16 protein-coding genes and 1 riboswitch are annotated in these 17,262 nt (G+C 66.0%); of the genes, 7 read left to right on the top strand and 9 right to left on the bottom strand.

All coding sequences use genetic code 11. The features are described 5' to 3' along the window. Positions 1-3 precede the first annotated feature (3 nt). Both ACK5IR_RS02640 and ACK5IR_RS02645 read left to right on the top strand, forming a co-directional pair. Positions 4-1,818 (top strand): PTS fructose-like transporter subunit IIB, encoded by a 1,815-nt coding sequence (locus tag ACK5IR_RS02640; RefSeq protein WP_416925626.1) that lies wholly within the window; start codon positions 4-6, stop codon positions 1,816-1,818. A 133-nt stretch (positions 1,819-1,951) separates the two neighbouring features. Next, positions 1,952-2,095: riboswitch (FMN riboswitch) on the top strand. A 79-nt stretch (positions 2,096-2,174) separates the two neighbouring features. After that, positions 2,175-3,074 carry a DMT family transporter gene (locus ACK5IR_RS02645; RefSeq protein WP_416925628.1) on the top strand — a complete coding sequence of 300 codons (900 nt, stop codon included), beginning with the start codon at positions 2,175-2,177 and terminating at the stop codon, positions 3,072-3,074. Between the two features lie 7 nt (positions 3,075-3,081). Here the strand turns inward: ACK5IR_RS02645 and ACK5IR_RS02650 are convergent, their stop codons facing one another. From ACK5IR_RS02650 to coxB, 9 genes are all read right to left on the bottom strand, one after another. After that, entirely contained in the window at positions 3,082-3,672 is a 591-nt protein-coding gene (locus tag ACK5IR_RS02650; protein ID WP_416925629.1) for a GNAT family N-acetyltransferase, read from the bottom strand. After that, the gene (locus ACK5IR_RS02655) at positions 3,672-4,934 is read right to left on the bottom strand and encodes a M16 family metallopeptidase (protein WP_416925630.1); all 1,263 of its coding nucleotides are present in this window, start codon (positions 4,932-4,934) and stop codon (positions 3,672-3,674) included. The genes ACK5IR_RS02650 and ACK5IR_RS02655 overlap by 1 nt, the downstream gene beginning before the upstream one ends. After that, entirely contained in the window at positions 4,931-6,319 is a 1,389-nt protein-coding gene (gene thrC, locus ACK5IR_RS02660) for a threonine synthase (RefSeq protein WP_416925632.1), read from the bottom strand. The genes ACK5IR_RS02655 and thrC overlap by 4 nt, the downstream gene beginning before the upstream one ends. Beyond that, complete coding sequence (locus tag ACK5IR_RS02665; RefSeq protein ID WP_416925634.1) at positions 6,319-7,002, bottom strand: SURF1 family protein; 684 nt, start codon at positions 7,000-7,002, stop codon at positions 6,319-6,321. The genes thrC and ACK5IR_RS02665 overlap by 1 nt, the downstream gene beginning before the upstream one ends. Positions 7,003-7,098: 96 nt before the next feature. Then, on the bottom strand, positions 7,099-7,902 hold the full coding sequence (locus ACK5IR_RS02670) for a cytochrome c oxidase subunit 3 (protein WP_416925636.1): 804 nt from the start codon (positions 7,900-7,902) through the stop codon (positions 7,099-7,101). 20 nt (positions 7,903-7,922) lie between these two features. After that, positions 7,923-8,492 (bottom strand): cytochrome c oxidase assembly protein, encoded by a 570-nt coding sequence (locus ACK5IR_RS02675; protein ID WP_416925638.1) that lies wholly within the window; start codon positions 8,490-8,492, stop codon positions 7,923-7,925. After that, positions 8,489-8,659, bottom strand: a complete 171-nt coding sequence (locus ACK5IR_RS02680; RefSeq protein ID WP_416925640.1) for a hypothetical protein — start codon at positions 8,657-8,659, stop codon at positions 8,489-8,491. Before ACK5IR_RS02680 ends, ACK5IR_RS02675 begins: the two co-directional genes overlap by 4 nt. After that, entirely contained in the window at positions 8,656-9,600 is a 945-nt protein-coding gene (locus ACK5IR_RS02685; RefSeq protein WP_416925642.1) for a heme o synthase, read from the bottom strand. The genes ACK5IR_RS02680 and ACK5IR_RS02685 overlap by 4 nt, the downstream gene beginning before the upstream one ends. Positions 9,601-9,631: 31 nt before the next feature. After that, complete coding sequence (coxB, locus tag ACK5IR_RS02690; protein ID WP_416925644.1) at positions 9,632-10,528, bottom strand: cytochrome c oxidase subunit II; 897 nt, start codon at positions 10,526-10,528, stop codon at positions 9,632-9,634. A gap of 182 nt (positions 10,529-10,710) precedes the next feature. Between coxB and tldD the strand changes: the two genes are divergently transcribed. The 5 genes from tldD to ACK5IR_RS02715 all read left to right on the top strand — a co-directional run bounded on the left by tldD (position 10,711) and on the right by ACK5IR_RS02715 (position 17,261). After that, positions 10,711-12,141 (top strand): metalloprotease TldD, encoded by a 1,431-nt coding sequence (gene tldD / locus ACK5IR_RS02695; RefSeq protein WP_416925646.1) that lies wholly within the window; start codon positions 10,711-10,713, stop codon positions 12,139-12,141. 121 nt (positions 12,142-12,262) lie between these two features. Next, on the top strand, positions 12,263-13,435 hold the full coding sequence (dprA, locus tag ACK5IR_RS02700; RefSeq protein WP_416925648.1) for a DNA-processing protein DprA: 1,173 nt from the start codon (positions 12,263-12,265) through the stop codon (positions 13,433-13,435). A gap of 121 nt (positions 13,436-13,556) precedes the next feature. After that, positions 13,557-16,154: a type I DNA topoisomerase gene (gene topA, locus ACK5IR_RS02705; protein ID WP_416925650.1), complete on the top strand. Its 2,598-nt coding sequence runs from the start codon at positions 13,557-13,559 to the stop codon at positions 16,152-16,154. Positions 16,155-16,269: 115 nt separating this feature from the next. Continuing rightward, positions 16,270-16,974 (top strand): CoA transferase subunit A, encoded by a 705-nt coding sequence (locus ACK5IR_RS02710; protein WP_416925652.1) that lies wholly within the window; start codon positions 16,270-16,272, stop codon positions 16,972-16,974. After that, on the top strand, positions 16,974-17,261 hold the full coding sequence (locus tag ACK5IR_RS02715) for a hypothetical protein (RefSeq protein WP_416925654.1): 288 nt from the start codon (positions 16,974-16,976) through the stop codon (positions 17,259-17,261). The genes ACK5IR_RS02710 and ACK5IR_RS02715 overlap by 1 nt, the downstream gene beginning before the upstream one ends. Position 17,262 lies beyond the last annotated feature (1 nt).

The following is a 17,262-nucleotide window of genomic DNA, read 5'->3' on the forward strand; positions in this document are numbered from 1 at the left end:
GAGATGGCAAAAATCGTTGGCGTGACCGCCTGCCCGACGGGCATCGCCCATACACTCATGGCTGCCGAGGCGCTGCGCAGGGTCGCAACGAACGACGGGCATGTCGTTCACATCGAATGTCAGGGCTCTGAAGGGGTCACCAACGCGCTCGGCGCGGACGAAATCGCCGAGGCGGATGTAGTTGTCATCGCGGCCGACATTCATGTCGACGCGACGCGTTTCACCGGAAAGACGATCTACGAAACCTCGACCAGTCGCGCGATCCGCGAAACGGCAAAGGTGATCGGCGATGCGCTTGCCGCAGCAAATGTGGCAGACGAAATCGCGGCCGCCGCTCCGGCACCCGAACCCGAGACCGCGCAGAGCGCCCTGCCCCCGGCCGATGATACGCCACCTGCCGGCAAGCGCATCGTCGCCATCACGTCCTGCCCGACCGGGATCGCCCATACTTTCATGGCGGCCGATGCGCTGAAGAAGACGGCAACCGCCGCAGGGCACCAGATCAAGGTGGAAACGCAGGGATCGGTCGGCGCCAAGGACGCGCTGACGCCCGAGGACGTCGCCGCCGCCGATATCGTCATCATCTCGGCTGATACCCATGTCGACGAAAGCCGCTTTGCCGGCAAGCCGATCTACCGCTCGTCGGTCGGGGCGGCGGTCAAGAAGCCGAAGGAGGTGATCGACTCGGCCTTCCGCGAGGCGACGGTCGCCTCCGGCGCGCCGCAGGGCGCCGCCGGTGGCGGCATGCAATCGGTGGCCGAGGCCAAGGCCGCGCTCCAAGCCAGACGGTCAGGCCCCTACAAGCACATGCTGACCGGCGTATCCTACATGCTGCCGGTGGTGGTGGCGGGCGGTCTGTGCATCGCGCTGTCCTTCGTGTTCGGCATCGAGGCCTTCAAGCAGGAAGGCACGCTTGCCGCTGCCCTGATGCAGATCGGTGGCGGAGCGGCCTTCCAGCTCATGGTTCCGGTGCTTTCGGGCTACATCGCCTTTTCCATCGCCGACCGTCCCGGCCTGACGCCGGGCCTGATCGGCGGGCTTCTGGCAACCCAGCTTGGGGCGGGCTTCCTCGGCGGGATCGTCTCGGGCTTTCTGGCCGGCTACATGGCACTGTGGCTGCGCGAGAACATCAAGCTGCCACCAACGCTCGAAGGGCTGAAGCCGGTGCTGATCCTGCCGCTGCTCTCGACGCTCTTCGTCGGTCTGATGATGATCTATGTCGTCGGTGGCCCGGTGAAGTTCCTCAACGACTCGATGACCCAGATGTTGCAGAACATGGGCCAGGGCAACGCTGTCGCCCTCGGGCTGGTGCTCGGCGCGATGATGGCCTTCGACATGGGCGGTCCGGTCAACAAGGCGGCCTATGCCTTTGCGGTGGGTCTGCTGGCCAGCGACACCTTCACGCCGATGGCCGCCGTCATGGCCGCCGGCATGACACCGCCGCTCGGCATCTTCCTCGCGGCGAAGCTGGTTCCCAACCGCTTCACCCTCGACGAGCGCGAAGCGGCGAATGCCGCCGCCGTGCTCGGCCTGTCCTTCATCACCGAGGGTGCCATCCCCTATGCGGCACGCGATCCGCTGCGGGTCATCCCGGCGATGATGATCGGCTCCGCCGTGACCGGCGCCATGTCGATGTATTTCAACTGCGGGCTCAGGGCGCCGCACGGCGGGGTTTTCGTGCTCGCCATCCCCAATGCGGTCAGCCACCTGGGGATGTATGTCGTGTCGATCGTCACCGGTACAATCGTTACGGCGCTTGCGCTGGCGATCCTGAAAAAGCCGGTCGACGCGCCGGCGCGGGTCACCACCGCAGCCTGACGAATACGGTCCCGACACGGCTGCGGCCCGGCGGTTGAATACCGCCGGGCCGTTTCCGGTCCGCCCTCCGGGATCGGCGCCCTTGTATCGCTAACAGCAAGCGAATAAGTCTGCCGCGTGGCCGATCGGGCCATATCGTTCTCAGGGCGGGGTGAAATTCCCCACCGGCGGTAAGCGGCCAAGCCGCAAGCCCGCGAGCGCCCCTGCTGTCAGGGGGTCAGCAGATCCGGTGCAACTCCGGAGCCGACGGTCACAGTCCGGATGGAAGAGAGCGGGAAGGGCGTGACGGGCCGAGCGGTCCGGCGCGCCGTTGTCCTGTCTGCCTTGGGTCGTGAGCGTAGGGAAAGGGCAACGCCATGACTCGCCTGTTATCCAGCCTTGGACCGGCCACGGCCGGGGCTTTCTTCATGATATCGGCCGGCGCGCTGTTCGCGGTGTCGAACACGCTGGTGCAATACGGCGCCATGCGGCAGGGCATCCCGCCGGCCAGCATCGCCTTCTGGCAATACCTGATCGCGCTTCTGTTCTCGCTTCCGTGGATCTGGACCAACGGCGCCGCCGCGCTGCGCACCACGCAGCCGGGTCTGCACATCCTGCGTGTCGCGCTGGCGGTGGGGGGCGTGCAGCTCTGGACCATGGGGCTGGCACAAGTACCGATCTGGCAGGCCATCGCGCTGATCATGCTGTCTCCATTCTTCGTGACGCTCGGGGCCGGCATCCTGCTGGGCGAGGAGACGACGCTCGACCGCTGGCTGGCGGTTCTTGTCGGGTTTGCCGGGGGGATGATCATCCTTGCACCATGGTCGGAGGCGTTCAGCCTCCATGCCCTTCTGCCGGTCTGCGCCGCCGCCTTCTGGGCCGGAACCTCGCTTCTGACCAAGCGGATGACCCGCAGCGAAAGCCCCGGGGCGCTGACCATCTACCTGTTGCTGCTGCTGACACCGGTGAATGCGGCAATCGCCCTGGGCCACGGACCAGGCGACGGGCTGGCGATCGCCCCCGGCACCTCGGGGGCGCTTCTGCTTGCCGTCGGTCTGCTGACCGGGCTGGCGCAATATGCGCTGGCCCGGGCCTACAGCATCGCCGACGCCGCCTATCTGCAACCCTTCGACCATGTGAAGCTGCCCTTCAACGTGGCGCTCGGCCTTGCCGTCTTCGGCTTCGTTCCGCCCGGTTCGATGTGGTTCGGCTCGGTGCTGATCGTCGGCGCGTCGCTCCTGCTGCTGCGCAGGGAGACGAGCGCGGCGATTGCCTGAAAACGGTTCAGGCGGCGCCGACATCCGTCTTTCCCCGCCGATCGGCGCGGAGGTTGGAATAGAGCACGTGATTGCGCCAGCGCCCGGCGATCTGAAGATAGCTCTGGGCGACGCCCTCGTACTTGAAGCCGCATTTTTCGAGGCAGCCGCGCGAGGCCGCGTTCTCGGGCAGGCAGGCCGCCTGAAGTCGGCTGAGATCGAGCGTGGTGAAGGCGTGATGGGTCAGCGCCAGGATCGCCTCGCGCATGTACCCCTGGCGCGCAAAGGGCTGGCCGACCCAATAGCCGAGCGTTCCGTCCTGCGCCGGGCCGCGGCGGATGTTGTCCAGGGTGATCGCACCCAGAAGCTGATCGTCGGCCGCGCGTATCATGAAGAGAGGCAGCGCCGTATCGGCCGAAACCGACCGCTGCGCCCAGTAGACACGGTTGGTAAACGCCTTGCGGCTCAGGTGATCAGCGGCCCAGAGCGGCTCCCACCGTTCGAGGAAAAGGCGCGAATCGTTGCGAAGACCACTCCAGGCGCGAAAGTCGGCGTGGACCGGCGGGCGCAGTATCATGCGCTCGGTCACGATCCGTACCTTCCTCCGGCCAAGCCGCATCAGGCCGCGAGCCTCTCCTGCAAAACCCCCAGTTGGGGCGCCTTCCCGGCGGGGCCATAAAGCGCCAGCGCCGCCGTGCCGGAGCCGGCAAGCTTCGCGGCAAAGGCCAGCACTCCCGCCCGGTCGACCGCCTCGATCCGGGCAACCGTCTCGTCGAGCGTCGGCACCCTGTCCCAGACCGCCACCAGCCGCGCTAGCCGTTCGGCCCTGGCCGAAGGGCTTTCGAGCCCCATCAGAAGCCCCGCCTTCATCTGGGCGCGGGCCCGATCGACCTCGGCAGTGGTCAGATCGTTCGCCACCCGGCGCAATTCGTCCACCGTCAGGTCGGCAAGCCGGCCGATATCGTCCGCCGAGGTGCCGGCGTAGACCGTCATCATGCCGGTATCGGCATAGGCGCCGGCCTGCGCGAAGATCGAATAGCACAGACCCCGCTTTTCGCGGATCTCCTGAAACAGCCGCGAGGACATGCCTCCGCCCAGCAGCGTCGCATAGACCTGCGCCACATAGACATCGTCGTCGCGATAGGCCGGGCTTTCCAGCGCGAGCGCAAAATGCACCTGCTCCAGCGTCTTGATCTCGCGCCGCTCGCCACCGCGAAAGACGGCGCTGTCATGGCCGCGGAAATCGACGACGGGAAGGTGCCCGAACAGCGTTTCGGCCAGCCGCATGATCTGGTCGTGATCCACCGCGCCGGCCGCCGCCAGCACCATCTGGCCCGGCCCGTAATGCTCGGCGACAAATCCGGCAAGATCGGCCCGGCCAAAGTGCGCCACGCGCTCCGAAGGGCCGAGGATGGTGCGCCCCAGCGCCTGTCCGGGATAGGCGGCCTCCTGCAGCCAGTCGAAAATGATATCGTCGGGCGTGTCGAGCGCCTGACCGATCTCCTGCAGGATCACCCCGCGCTCGATCTCGATCTCGCCCTCGTCGAAGACGGGGTTGAGCACGATATCGGCGATCACGTCCATCGCCAGCGGCACGTCGTTTTTCAGCACGCGCGCATAATAGGCCGTAGCCTCGCGCGAGGTATAGGCGTTGATGAACCCGCCTACATCCTCGATTTCCTCGGCTATCTGCAGCGCGGTGCGTTTGCGCGTGCCCTTGAACGCCATGTGTTCGAGAAAATGGGCGATCCCGTTCTGTTCGAGCCGCTCGTGCCGCCCGCCCGCATTGACCCAGAGGCCCACGGCGGCGCTTTCCAGCCCCGGCATGTCCTCGGTGACGACGCGAAGCCCGTTGGGCAAACTGTCCAGTCTTACGCTCAAATGGCGCGCCTTTCGCTGATGAGGGTCTCAAGCTGACCCAGGTCGTTTGCTACCCGGGTCACCCGTTCGGGCCGCTCATACAGGTCCGCCATGCGATTGGGAAGGGGCGGCCGCAGCCCGGTCGCTGCCTCGACCGCATCGGGAAACTTGGCCGGGTGCGCGGTGGAAAGTGTGATCATCGGTGTCTTGCCCAGATGCTGCCGCGCGACATGGACGCCGACCGCCGAATGCGGGCACAGCACCTCGCCGGTGTCGGCGAAGGTGCGGGCGATCTCGGCCGAGGTTTCCGCCTCCGACGCGCGGCCCGAGGCAAAGGTCTCGCGCAGGGATTCGAGCGCGCCCTGGCTGATGGCGAAGCCGCCCGCGCCTTTCAGTTCGTCCATCAGTTGCGCCACGGCCGCGCCGTCGCGGCCGTAGGCATCGAACAGCGCGCGCTCGAAATTCGAACTGACCTGAATGTCCATCGACGGACTGATCGAGGGGGCAACGCCCGATGTCACATAGCCGCCCGATGTCAGCGCACGGTGAAGGATGTCGTTCTGGTTGGTGGCGATCACCAGCCTTTCGACCGGCAGCCCCATGCGGCGGGCGATATAGCCGGCGAAGATATCGCCGAAATTGCCGGTGGGAACGGTGAAGGAAACCGCGCGATAGGGCGCGCCGAGCGCCACTGCCGAGGTGAAATAATAGACCACCTGCGCCAGCACCCGCGCCCAGTTGATCGAGTTGACGCCAGCCAGGCCGACCGCATCGCGAAAGGCGAAATCGTTGAACATGTCCTTCAGTCGCGCCTGGCAATCGTCGAAATCGCCATCGAGCGCCAGCGCGTGCACGTTGGCCTCGGCCGGCGTGGTCATCTGGCGGCGCTGCACCTCGGACACCCGGCCATGCGGAAACAGGATGAACACATCCACCGCATCGAGCCCGCGAAACGCCTCGATCGCCGCCGAACCGGTATCGCCCGAGGTCGCGCCGACGATGGTGACCCGCTCGCCCCGCCGCTCCAGCGCGACCTGGAACAACTGGCCGATAAGCTGCATGGCAAAGTCCTTGAAGGCCAGTGTCGGCCCGTGGAACAGTTCGAGCAGGAAATGGTTGGGCGCAAGCTGCACCAGCGGCGCCCGCGCCGCATGGCCGAAACCCGCGTAGGCACGGGCGATGGCCTCGCGAAATTCGGTATCGGTGAAGCTGCCACCGACGAAGGGGCGCATGATGCGGAATGCGGCCTCCTCGTAGGAAAGCCCGGCCAGTGCGGCGATCTCGGAAGGGTCCATCGCCGGGATGGTCTCGGGTACATAGAGCCCGCCGTCGCGCGCCAGCCCGGTCAGCATCGCGTCTTCGAAGCTCAGCACGGGCGCCTGCCCGCGGGTCGAGATGTATCGCATCAGGTCTTCTCCTCCGACTCCGGCGTCCGGCGTGCCATACGACGAAGCAGCAGCAGTGTCATCCCCGCCCAGACCGCGGCAAGCCCGAACCACTGCACCGCATAGCCCAGATGGTTGTTGGGGATGCCGGCGCTGTCGACCGGCAGCGGCGTGACCACCCCGCCACCACCGTCGCGGGCGACGACAAGAACCGGCTCCGCCCCCAGCGCCCGCGCCATCTCGGCCACGTCGCGGGCGTACCAGAAATTGCCGCCGACATCGTTTTCGGGTGTAAACCCGTCCCGCTCGTCGGGCCAGTGCAGATTCCCGTTGATCGCAACATGGGTGGGCAGACGGGTTTCGTTCTTGCGGTTGGCCGCTACGAAACCCCGGTCAAGCAGGATGCGGCGGCCGCTGTCGGTATCGAGGCTGGTGACGATACGAAAACCCGGCCCGAGGTCGCGGGTCGAGACAAGGACGTGAAGCTCCCGCGCTCCGGTGCGCCCTTCGACCCGGACCGGCAGGTAACGGTCGGCCCGGCTGTCCGGGGCTGCTGGCAACGGAACCGGATCGGCGGCGATCCGGCTGTCGATCTCGTCCAGGATCGCCTCTTTCCAGTGCAGGCGCTGCATCTGCCAGACACCAAGCGCCAGCAGGACCGCAACGCCGCCCGCACCGACGATCAGGGCAAAGAGATAACGCACGGACAGAACTCCCCGGATGGCGATGCGAAAGGGGCGCGAAACATCGCGCCCCCCGGCAGATACTTCCAAAGACCCGCCCTGGACAGGCCCGGCGGATCAGCTTCCCCAGATGTAGACGACGGTAAACAGGAACAGCCAGACCACGTCGACGAAGTGCCAGTACCACGCCGCCGCCTCGAGCCCGACATGGCTGTCGGGGGTGAACTGGCCGGCACGGGCACGCAGGTAGCAGACAAACAGGAAGATGGTGCCGATGATGACGTGGGCGCCGTGGAAACCCGTCGCCATGAAGAAATTGGCGCCGTAGATGTTGCCGGCGAAACCGAAGGCCGCATGGCTGTATTCATAGGCCTGGAAGAAGGTGAACAGCGCCCCCAGCGCCACCGCCAGAATCAGGCCGTTCCGCAGGTCCCTGCGGTTGTTGTTGTCGTGCACCAGCGCATAATGCGCCCAGGTGACCGCCATGCCCGAGCACAGCAGGATCAGCGTGTTGATGAGCGGCAGATGCCAGGGATCGAAGGGCTCTATCCCCTGCGGCGGCCATGTCTGGTACATGGCGGGCTCTTCCGGACCACCGGGATACATCGCATGCTTGATGAACGACCAGAACCAGGCGACGAAGAACATCACCTCGGAAATGATGAACAGGATGACACCGTAGCGCAGGCCGATCCGCACCACGGGCGTGTATTCGCCGGCCTCGTTCTCGCTGATCGTGTCGCTCCACCAGCCATACATGACGTAGAGCACCGTCAGCGCTCCGGCGAAGAAGATGAACGGGGTGATGCCCTTCATCCACAGGACGGCCCCGAACAGCATGACAAACCCGCCGACCGCGCCCATGAAGGGCCAGATCGACGGGGGCAGGATGACATAATCGTGGTTCTTTTCATGTGCCATTTGGGGTCCCTTGCGCGTTTCTAGTTGGCCACGGCCAGCAGTGCCTGCTCTTCCGGCAGGTCGATTTCGTGAAAGGTATAGGACAGCGTGATATGGTTGACGTATTTCGCATTGCGGTCATCGACGATTTCCGGATCGACAAAGAAACTGACCGGCATGATGACGCTCTCTCCCGGCTGGAGAATCTGTTCGGTGAAACAGAAGCAGTCGATCTTGGCAAAGAACGGGCCCGCCTCGTAGGGCGTCACATTGTAGCTCGCCTGCCCGGCGACAGGGCGCTCCGTCGGGTTGTGTGCCTCGTAGAAGGCAAGCGCCGTCTCCCCGATGCGGACCTCCATCTCGCGCTGGAGCGGCCTGAAGCTCCACGGCATGTCGCGCCCGAGGCTGGCATCGAAGCGGATCTTCATCGTCCGGTCCAGCACCACGTCCGAACCCGCCTGCGCCGTGCTTGTGGTCCCGCCGTAGCCCGTGACGCGGCAGAAGACATCGTAAAGCGGCACCGCTGCCCAGGCGAGCGACCCCATCACCACCACCACGGCGATCGTCTGGGCCAGCGTCCGCTGCGGCCCCCGGAGGCGGCGGAAGATCATTCCGCCGCCTCGCGCGAAACCATCCCGGTTCCCAGCACGTCCTGACCGTCGCCGACCTTGACGATGGTCATGCCGAAAACGATGGCGACGAATGCCAGCAGCAGCAGCAGCAGCCCGAAGTTCCGCCCTCTGCGGCGGCTGTGAAGTTCGTGCGTCGCGCGGATCATGCGTCCGCTCCGATCACGCCCGGCCCGCGCAACGCCGCATCCGCCAGCAGTGCGGAATAGAGCAGGAACAGATACCACAGCGACAGCTTGAAGAAGCGCTTTTCCACCCCGTAGGCGGTTGCCACGGCCTCCGGTGTGCCGCGCCTCATCACCCGCCACGCGCCGGTCACGAAGCGGGCGTTCATCACCAGCGCGGTTGTCAGATAGACCGGCCCGCCAATGGCGGTAGGGACCAGCGCCAGCGAACAGGCCGAAAGCGCCAGCGCATAGCCGAAAATATACCGCCGGGTGGTATCGTGGCCATGGGTGACGGTCAGCATCGGCACGCCGGCATCGTCGTAATCCGAATTCATGAACAGCGCGAGCGACCAGAAATGCGGTGGCGTCCAGACAAGGATCAGCAGGAACATCAGGATCGGCTCGACCGAAACGCCGCCGGTCGCCACAGCCCAGCCGATCATCGGCGGAAACGCCCCCGCGGCCCCGCCAATGACGATGTTCTGCGGTGTCCAGCGTTTCAGCCACATCGTGTAGATCACGACGTAAAAGAAGATGGTGAACGCCAGCAGCCCCGCCGCGACCAGGTTCGCCGCCAGCCCCAGCATCATCACCGAAAGACCAGACAGCGCGATCCCCAGTCCAAGCGCCTCGCCTTCGCCGACACGCCCCGAGGGGATCGGCCGTTTCGAAGTGCGGCGCATCACCCGGTCGATATCGGCATCCCACCACATGTTCAGCGCACCCGACGCCCCGCCGCCGATGGCGATGAACAGAATCGAGACCAGCGCGAGATAGGGATGCACCGGCACCGGCGCCACCAGCAACCCGACAAGCGCGGTAAAGACAACCAGCGACATCACCCGTGGCTTGAGCAGCGCGAAATAATCCGCCAGCCCCGGTTCGGAACCGTGAACGGTGGTCTGTGTACCGATTTCAGACATGGCTCATCCGCTGTGTCCCTCCATCGACCGGCTACCGGGCCGACGCGACATCGACATTGCGCGGCTTGCCGGCGTATTCCTCGATGGCGCTGTCGAGCCATTGCTCATAGGCCTCTTCGCTCACCACCTTGACGGTGATCGGCATGTAGGCGTGGGCGATGCCGCAAAGCTCCGAGCACTGGCCGAAATAGATGCCTTCCTTCTCGGGCTGGAACCACAACTCGGCCAGCCGCCCGGGCACGCCGTCCTGTTTCACGCCCATGGCGGGCAACGCCCATGAATGGATCACGTCCGCGGCCGTGACCTGCACGATCACGTTCCGGCCAACCGGCACGACCACTGCCGTGTCGGTCGCCAGAAGGAAATGCTCTTTCCTGTAACCCGCCTCGGCCAGTTGGGCCTCGACATCCGGCGTCAGCTTGTTGTCGGCATCGAAGCCGATCATGTAACTGTCGAAGCCGAATTCGTGATCGGGATAATCGTAGTGCCAGTACCACTGGTTGCCCGTTGCCTTGATGGTTATATCGGCCACCGGCATCGTCTGTTGCTTGAACAGGATCGGCAACGAGAACGAACCGATCACGATCAGAATCAGGATCGGAATCACCGTCCAGGCGATCTCGACCGGCGAATTGTGCGAGAAACGCGCCGGGTTGGGATTGGCCCGGCTGTTGTAGCGCAGCAGGGCCCACCCCAGCAGACCGACGACGAAAACCACAATCGCAGTGATGATATAGAGCAGAAGCCCGTCGAGCCAGTGGATGTCGCGCGCCACCGACGAGGCGGCAGGCTGCCAGCCCATCCCGCCCGGCACCGGCGCGCCGATCACCTCCAGATCGCCGGCCACGTCCTGCGCAAAGACGGCGGTGGATCCCATGAACCCGGCAGCGGCAGCCACTGCGCTGCCTGCAAGCGTCGAAAGTCGCATCAGTTTTGTCCCGTTCGCTATTCGGCAAAGCCGAAACGAGCATCCTCCCAGACGGCACCCGCCGCCATGCGATCCCACCCGTTGTGTCCTTGGCTCAAGAGACCATATTAGTAAAAACAGCACAAGCCGGTGATTTCCGTCAATGGTCACATGCAACGCACCAGCCAAACGGAGTCTCCGCCTTGAGCACCGCCGATCCCGCGCCCTTCCGTCCGTTCGCGACGCACATCGACCCCGACGCATCGCTCGCCGTCCTGCGCGGGGCGACCGACGGCGCCGACGACGGCGAGATTTTCCTCGAACGCCGGCGCTCCGAAGCGCTGGTTTTCGACGATGGCAGACTGAAAACGGCAAGCTACGACGCCTCGGAGGGATTCGGCCTGCGCGCGGTGCGCGGCGAAACCGCCGGCTACGGACATTCGACCGAGATCAGCGAAGCCGCGCTGAGACGCGCCGCCGAAACCGCCCGGCTTGCCGTCGGCGCGGGTGGCGGAACGCTTGCCGTTAGCCCACAGCCCACCAACCGGCGCCTTTACGGCGATGCCAACCCGATCGACGACGCGACCTTTGCGGTAAAGATCGAAACCCTGCGCGCGATCGACGCCTTCGCGCGCGCGCTCGATCCGCGGGTGGTTCAGGTCTCGGCAACCCTCGCGGCCTCGATTCAGGAGGTGTCGATCCTGCGCCCCGATGGCACGCTGGTGGCCGACACACGCCCGATGAGCCGTCTCAACGTCAGCGTTATCGTCGAACAGGACGGGCGCCGCGAGCAGGGCGGCATGGGCGGCGGCGGGCGCACCGGGCTCGGCGGCCTCGTCGACCGCGGCCACTGGGAGGGGCTGACCCGCGAGGCGCTGCGCATCGCGCTGGTCAACCTTGCAGCCGAGCCAGCCCCGGCGGGGGTAATGGACGTGGTGCTCGGCCCGGGCTGGCCGGGCATACTGCTGCACGAGGCGATCGGCCACGGGCTTGAGGGAGACGCCAACCGCAAGGGAAGTTCGGCCTTCGCCGGGCTGATGGGCCAGCAGATCGCGGCGCGGGGGGTGACGGTGCTCGACGACGGCACCCTGCCCGACCGGCGCGGTTCGATCACCGTCGACGACGAGGGCACGCCATCGGGGCGCAACGTGCTGATCGAGGACGGCATTCTCACCGGCTACATGCAGGACCGCCAGAACGCCCGCCTGATGGGAACAAGGCCGACCGGCAACGGCCGGCGCGAGAGCTTCGCCCATGCGCCGATGCCACGGATGACCAACACCTACATGCTGGGTGGCGAGGCCGACCCGGCCGATATCGTCGCCGACCTGAAGGACGGGCTCTACGCCGTCGGCTTCGGTGGCGGGCAGGTGGACATCACCAACGGCAAGTTCGTCTTTTCCTGCACCGAGGCCTACCGGGTCAGAAACGGCAAGATCGGCGCGCCGGTCCGGGGGGCGACGCTGATCGGCGACGGCGCCACCGCGCTGCGCCGCATCACCGCAATCGGCAACGACATGGCGCTGGATCCCGGCATCGGCAATTGCGGCAAGGCAGGCCCGTGGGTGCCGGTGGGCGTGGGCCAGCCCACGCTCCGGATCGGCGGCCTGACGGTCGGCGGATCGGCCGCCTGACACTGCCCGCGCCACCGGAAACGGGCGAGCCGAATTATTTTCCGGGCGGAGCGTTTGATTTACGGCCGATTAACCCTTTCTCCGTAGCGATTGTCTCAGCAAGAGACGGAGTGGTGCCGGTTTGGATTTGTTTTCTTCCCCACACCCCCTCGCACCACCCACCTCGGAAGGAGCAAAGCGGTCATGGCTTCGTCTCTTGCGCTCGCGCCGGGTCGGCACGGCGACGTTCCATCGGCTGATGGCCGAACACGATTCCAACGCCGAAGCGGCGCTCGACGCGCTTCCGCGCATCGCAGCTGCGGCCGGAATCGAGGATTACACCCCCTGTCCACCTGAAGTTGCCGAACGCGAGATGGCCGCCGGGCGCAGGGCGGGCGCAAGGCTGCTTTGCTTCGGCGCGCCCGGCTATCCCGTGGCGCTGGCCGACCTTGCCGATGCACCGCCGCTCCTTTGGGCAAGGGGCAACCCGGGGATATCGGCGCACCCCGCCATCGCCCTCGTCGGGGCGCGTAACGCCTCCAGCCTCGGGCTGCGCATGGCCAGGGCATTGGCGGGCGGGCTTGGCAGGGCGGAGTTCGCCGTTGTCTCGGGCCTCGCGCGCGGTATCGACACGGCAGCACACGAGGCGGCGCTCGACAGCGGAACCATCGCGGTGGTCGCGGGCGGCGTGGATGTGATCTATCCGCGCGAGAATGCAAAACTGACAGGGTATATCGCGGAACGCGGGTTGATCCTGTCGGAAATGCCGCCGGGCCTGCAACCGCAGGCGCGCCATTTCCCGCGCCGCAACCGGCTGATTTCGGGGCTGGCGCGGGCGGTTGTGGTGGTCGAGGCGGCGGTGCGTTCCGGCAGCCTGATCACCGCGCGCGACGCGCTCGATCAGGGGCGCGAGGTGATGGCGGTTCCCGGCCACCCGTTCGACGCGCGCGCCGCCGGCTGCAATCTGCTTCTCCGCGACGGGGCAACCCTTGTGCGCGGGGCGGAAGATATCATTGCCGCCCTCGGCCCCGCATCAACCCCCGCCAGCGGGCGAAATGCTCCGCGCAACGCGGCGCCCACGCAACAGAAGCCGGGCATGCCTGCGGCCAGCGCACCGAAGCCTGCGGCGAGCGGCGAACCGGCTCCGTTGCGCAGCCGCATCCTGAGCCTTCTGGGCCCCGCGCCGGTGGCGGAAGACCAGCTTCTGCGCGATCTGGCGCTGCCCGGTCAACGGGTCGCCGAGGCATTGCTGGCACTCGAACTCGATGGAGCCATCGTCCGCCAGCCCGGCGGAATGCTCGCCCGCACCGGTTGAGAGGCGTGGAACCGGGGCGCCATCGCTTCTCCGGATTCGCCGCGCCGCCGCATTGACAAGCCCGGAACGGGACCACATGTTCCGCCGGCAATTCCGCAAAGTTGCCTCGAAAAGGGTCCCAATGCCGGTCGTCGTCGTCGAATCTCCTGCCAAGGCCAAGACAATAAACAAGTATCTCGGAGACGATTATACCGTTCTGGCGTCCTACGGCCATGTTCGCGACCTGCCGGCAAAGAACGGTTCGGTCGATCCCGATCATGATTTCGAGATGACCTGGGAGGTTTCGCCCGACTCGAAAAAGCACGTCAAGGCCATCGCCGAGGCCCTGCAGGACGACAACGCGCTGATTCTCGCCACCGACCCCGACCGCGAGGGCGAGGCGATCAGCTGGCATCTGGAAGAGACGCTGCGAAAGCGCCGCGCCATCCGCAAGGATACACCGGTCAGCCGGGTCGTGTTCAACGCCATCACCAGATCGGCGGTAACCGAGGCGATGAAGAACCCGCGCAGCGTGGACCGGCCGCTGGTCGATGCCTATCTGGCGCGGCGGGCGCTCGACTACCTCGTCGGCTTCAACCTGTCGCCGGTTTTATGGCGCAAGCTGCCCGGCGCGCGGTCGGCCGGGCGGGTACAATCGGTCTGCCTGCGGCTGATCGTCGAACGCGAGATGGAGATCGAGGCCTTCAGGCCGCAGGAATACTGGACGGTGAAGGCGGTTCTCGAAACGCCGCGCGGCCAGACCTACGAGGCGCGGCTGACCCTGCTCGCCGGCAGGAAGCTCGACAAGTTCAGCATCGCCAACGAGACGGCGGCCGAAATGGCGGTTCAGGCGATCCGCTCGCGCGATCTGACGGTCGGCGCGGTCGAGGCGAAACCGGCCGGCCGCAACCCGTCGCCGCCTTTCATGACCTCGACCCTGCAACAGGAGGCGAGCCGCAAGTTCGGCTTCGGCGCGCGCGCCACCATGAGCGCCGCCCAGCGGCTATACGAGGCCGGGCTCATCACCTACATGCGGACCGACGGCATCGACATGGCGCCCGAGGCGGTGATGGCCGCGCGCGACGCGATCCGGGACCGGTATGGCGACGAATACGTCCCCGCCTCGCCCCGGATGTACAGGAACAAGGCCAAGAACGCGCAGGAAGCGCACGAGTGCATCCGCCCCACCGACATGACGCGCGATGCCGCACACCTGCGCATCGGCGATGCGGACCAGCGCAAGCTTTACGATCTGATCTGGAAGCGGACGCTGGCCAGCCAGATGGCGGCCGCCCGGCTGGAACGGACCACGGTGGATATCGCAAGCGCCGACGGTCAGGTTGGCCTGCGCGCCACCGGACAGGTCGTGCTGTTCGACGGCTTCATGAAGGTCTACGAGGAGGGGCGCGACGACGTTCCGGGCGAGGACGAGGACGGCAACCGGCTGCCGGCGATCATGCAGGGCGAGCCGGCCGGTAAGCGCCAGGTCGCGCCCGAGCAGCATTTCACCCAGCCGCCGCCGCGCTATACCGAGGCGACGCTGGTGAAGCGGATGGAGGAGCTCGGCATAGGCCGGCCGTCGACCTATGCCTCGATCGTCACGACGATCCAGGACCGCGGCTATGTGCGGAAGGAAAAGAACCGGCTGATCCCCGAGGACAAGGGGCGGCTGGTGACCGCGTTCCTGATGAACTATTTCCGCAAATACATCGGGTACGATTTTACCGCCGGCCTGGAAGAGGAACTCGACGAGATTTCGGCCGGCGATCTCGATTACAAGCTGGTCCTTTCGCAGTTCTGGCGCGATTTCTCGGCGGCGGTGGACGAAACCTCGGAACTGCGCATCACCGACGTGCTCGACAAGATCAACGAGGTACTGGAGCCGCATCTCTTCCCGCCGACGGCCGACGGGTCGGATCCGCGCCTGTGCCCGAACTGCGGCGCGGGGCGGCTTTCGATGCGCACCGCGCGGTCGGGCGGGGCGTTCATCGGCTGCTCGAACTATCCCGAATGCCGCTACACCCGCCCCTTCGGCCCGCCGGGCACCGAACAATCGGGCATCGGCCCCGACGGCAGGCTGCTGGGTCACGACAGGGGCGATGCGATCACCCTGCGCGACGGTCGTTACGGCCCCTATGTCCAGCGCGGCGAACCAACCGAGGAGGCGCCAAAGCCGCCACGCGCCAGCCTGCCAAGGGGATGGGCGGCCGAGGACATGGATCTGGAAAGAGCGCTGACGCTGCTCAACCTTCCGCGCGAGATCGGCCCGCACCCCGAAGACGGCGAGACGATCGAGGCCGCGATCGGCCGCTTCGGGCCCTACGTGCGGCACGGCAAGGTCTATGCCAACCTGCCCGATGTGAACGAGGTATTCACCATCGGCATGAACCGCGCCGTCGAACTGCTTGCCCAGAAGGCGGCACGTGGCGGTCGGGGCGCGGCGGCCAAGCCGCTGAAGGAACTGGGCGAACATCCCGGCGAGGGCGGCCCGGTCAATATCATGGAGGGTCGCTACGGACCCTACGTGAAATGGGGCAGGATCAATGCCACCCTGCCCCGGGACACGGACCCGCAATCGGTGACGATGGAGCAGGCGCTGGACCTGATCGCCGAGAAGGCGGCGAAGAAGGGCGGCCGGAAGAAAACCGCAGCCGCCGGAACGACCGGCAAGGCAGCGACCGCGAAAGCGACCGCCAGACCGAAGAAAAAGACCGCCCCCCGCAAGAAGAAGGCAGGCTGAGCCGCTGCAGGTTGCGGCATTTCACGATCGATACGCGCCGCGTCGCAGCATTCGTTTGACACGCGTCCTCCCAGTCGGCACAAACCTGCTTCAAAGGGTCAACGGGAGGTTCTCGATGAACAAGGTTTACGACAACGCCGCAGAGGCGCTGAACGGGTTGCTGCATGACGGCATGCTGATCGCCGCCGGGGGCTTTGGCCTCTGCGGCATTCCGGAGCTTCTGATAGACGCGATCGTCGACAGCGGGGTCCGGGAACTGACGGTTGCGTCGAACAACTGCGGGGTGGATGGTTTCGGCCTGGGCAAACTGCTCGACACCAAGCAGATCGGCAAGATGATGTCGTCCTATGTCGGCGAAAATGCCGAGTTCATGCGCCAGTACCTCTCGGGCGAGCTTGAACTGGAGTTCAACCCGCAGGGAACGCTGGCCGAGCGCATGCGCGCCGGCGGTTGCGGCATCCCCGGCTTCTACACCAAAACCGGTGTCGGCACCGTCGTCGCCGAGGGCAAGGAGCACAAGGAATTCGACGGCGAGACCTATGTGCTCGAACGCGGCATCTTCGCCGATCTGTCGATCGTCAAGGCGTGGAAGGCCGACCCGACCGGCAACCTCGTCTTCCGCAAGACGGCCCGCAACTTCAATCCGCCGGCGGCGATGTGCGGGCGTGTCTGCGTGGTCGAGGTGGAAGAGATCGTGCCGACCGGCACGCTCGACCCCGATCACATCCACCTGCCCGGCATCTATGTCCACCGCCTGATTCAGGGCGAACACGAAAAGCGCATCGAGCAGCGCACCACCCGCAAGAGGGAAGCGGTCTGATGTTTTCCGACGATGACGACATGACTGCAGGGGAAACCGCGGTTTCCTATACCGATGAATTCCTCGATGCCGCGGTGACCAGGCTCGACGCGACCTTCGGCGAAGGCTATGCGAAGGCCAATCCGGTGCTCGTCGCGGGCTACATTCAGGCCTGCGCCAGCAATCTCGGCGCCTTCATGACAGCCGCTGCCTCGGTTCCTCAGGACGGGCTTGCGGACATGTTCGCCGCCGCGCTCGAAGAGATGGACGACGAGATGCCCGCCCCCAAACCCAAGCGGAGGAAATGAC

Source organism: Tropicimonas sp. (genome assembly GCF_047971885.1).
GTDB lineage: Bacteria > Pseudomonadota > Alphaproteobacteria > Rhodobacterales > Rhodobacteraceae > Tropicimonas.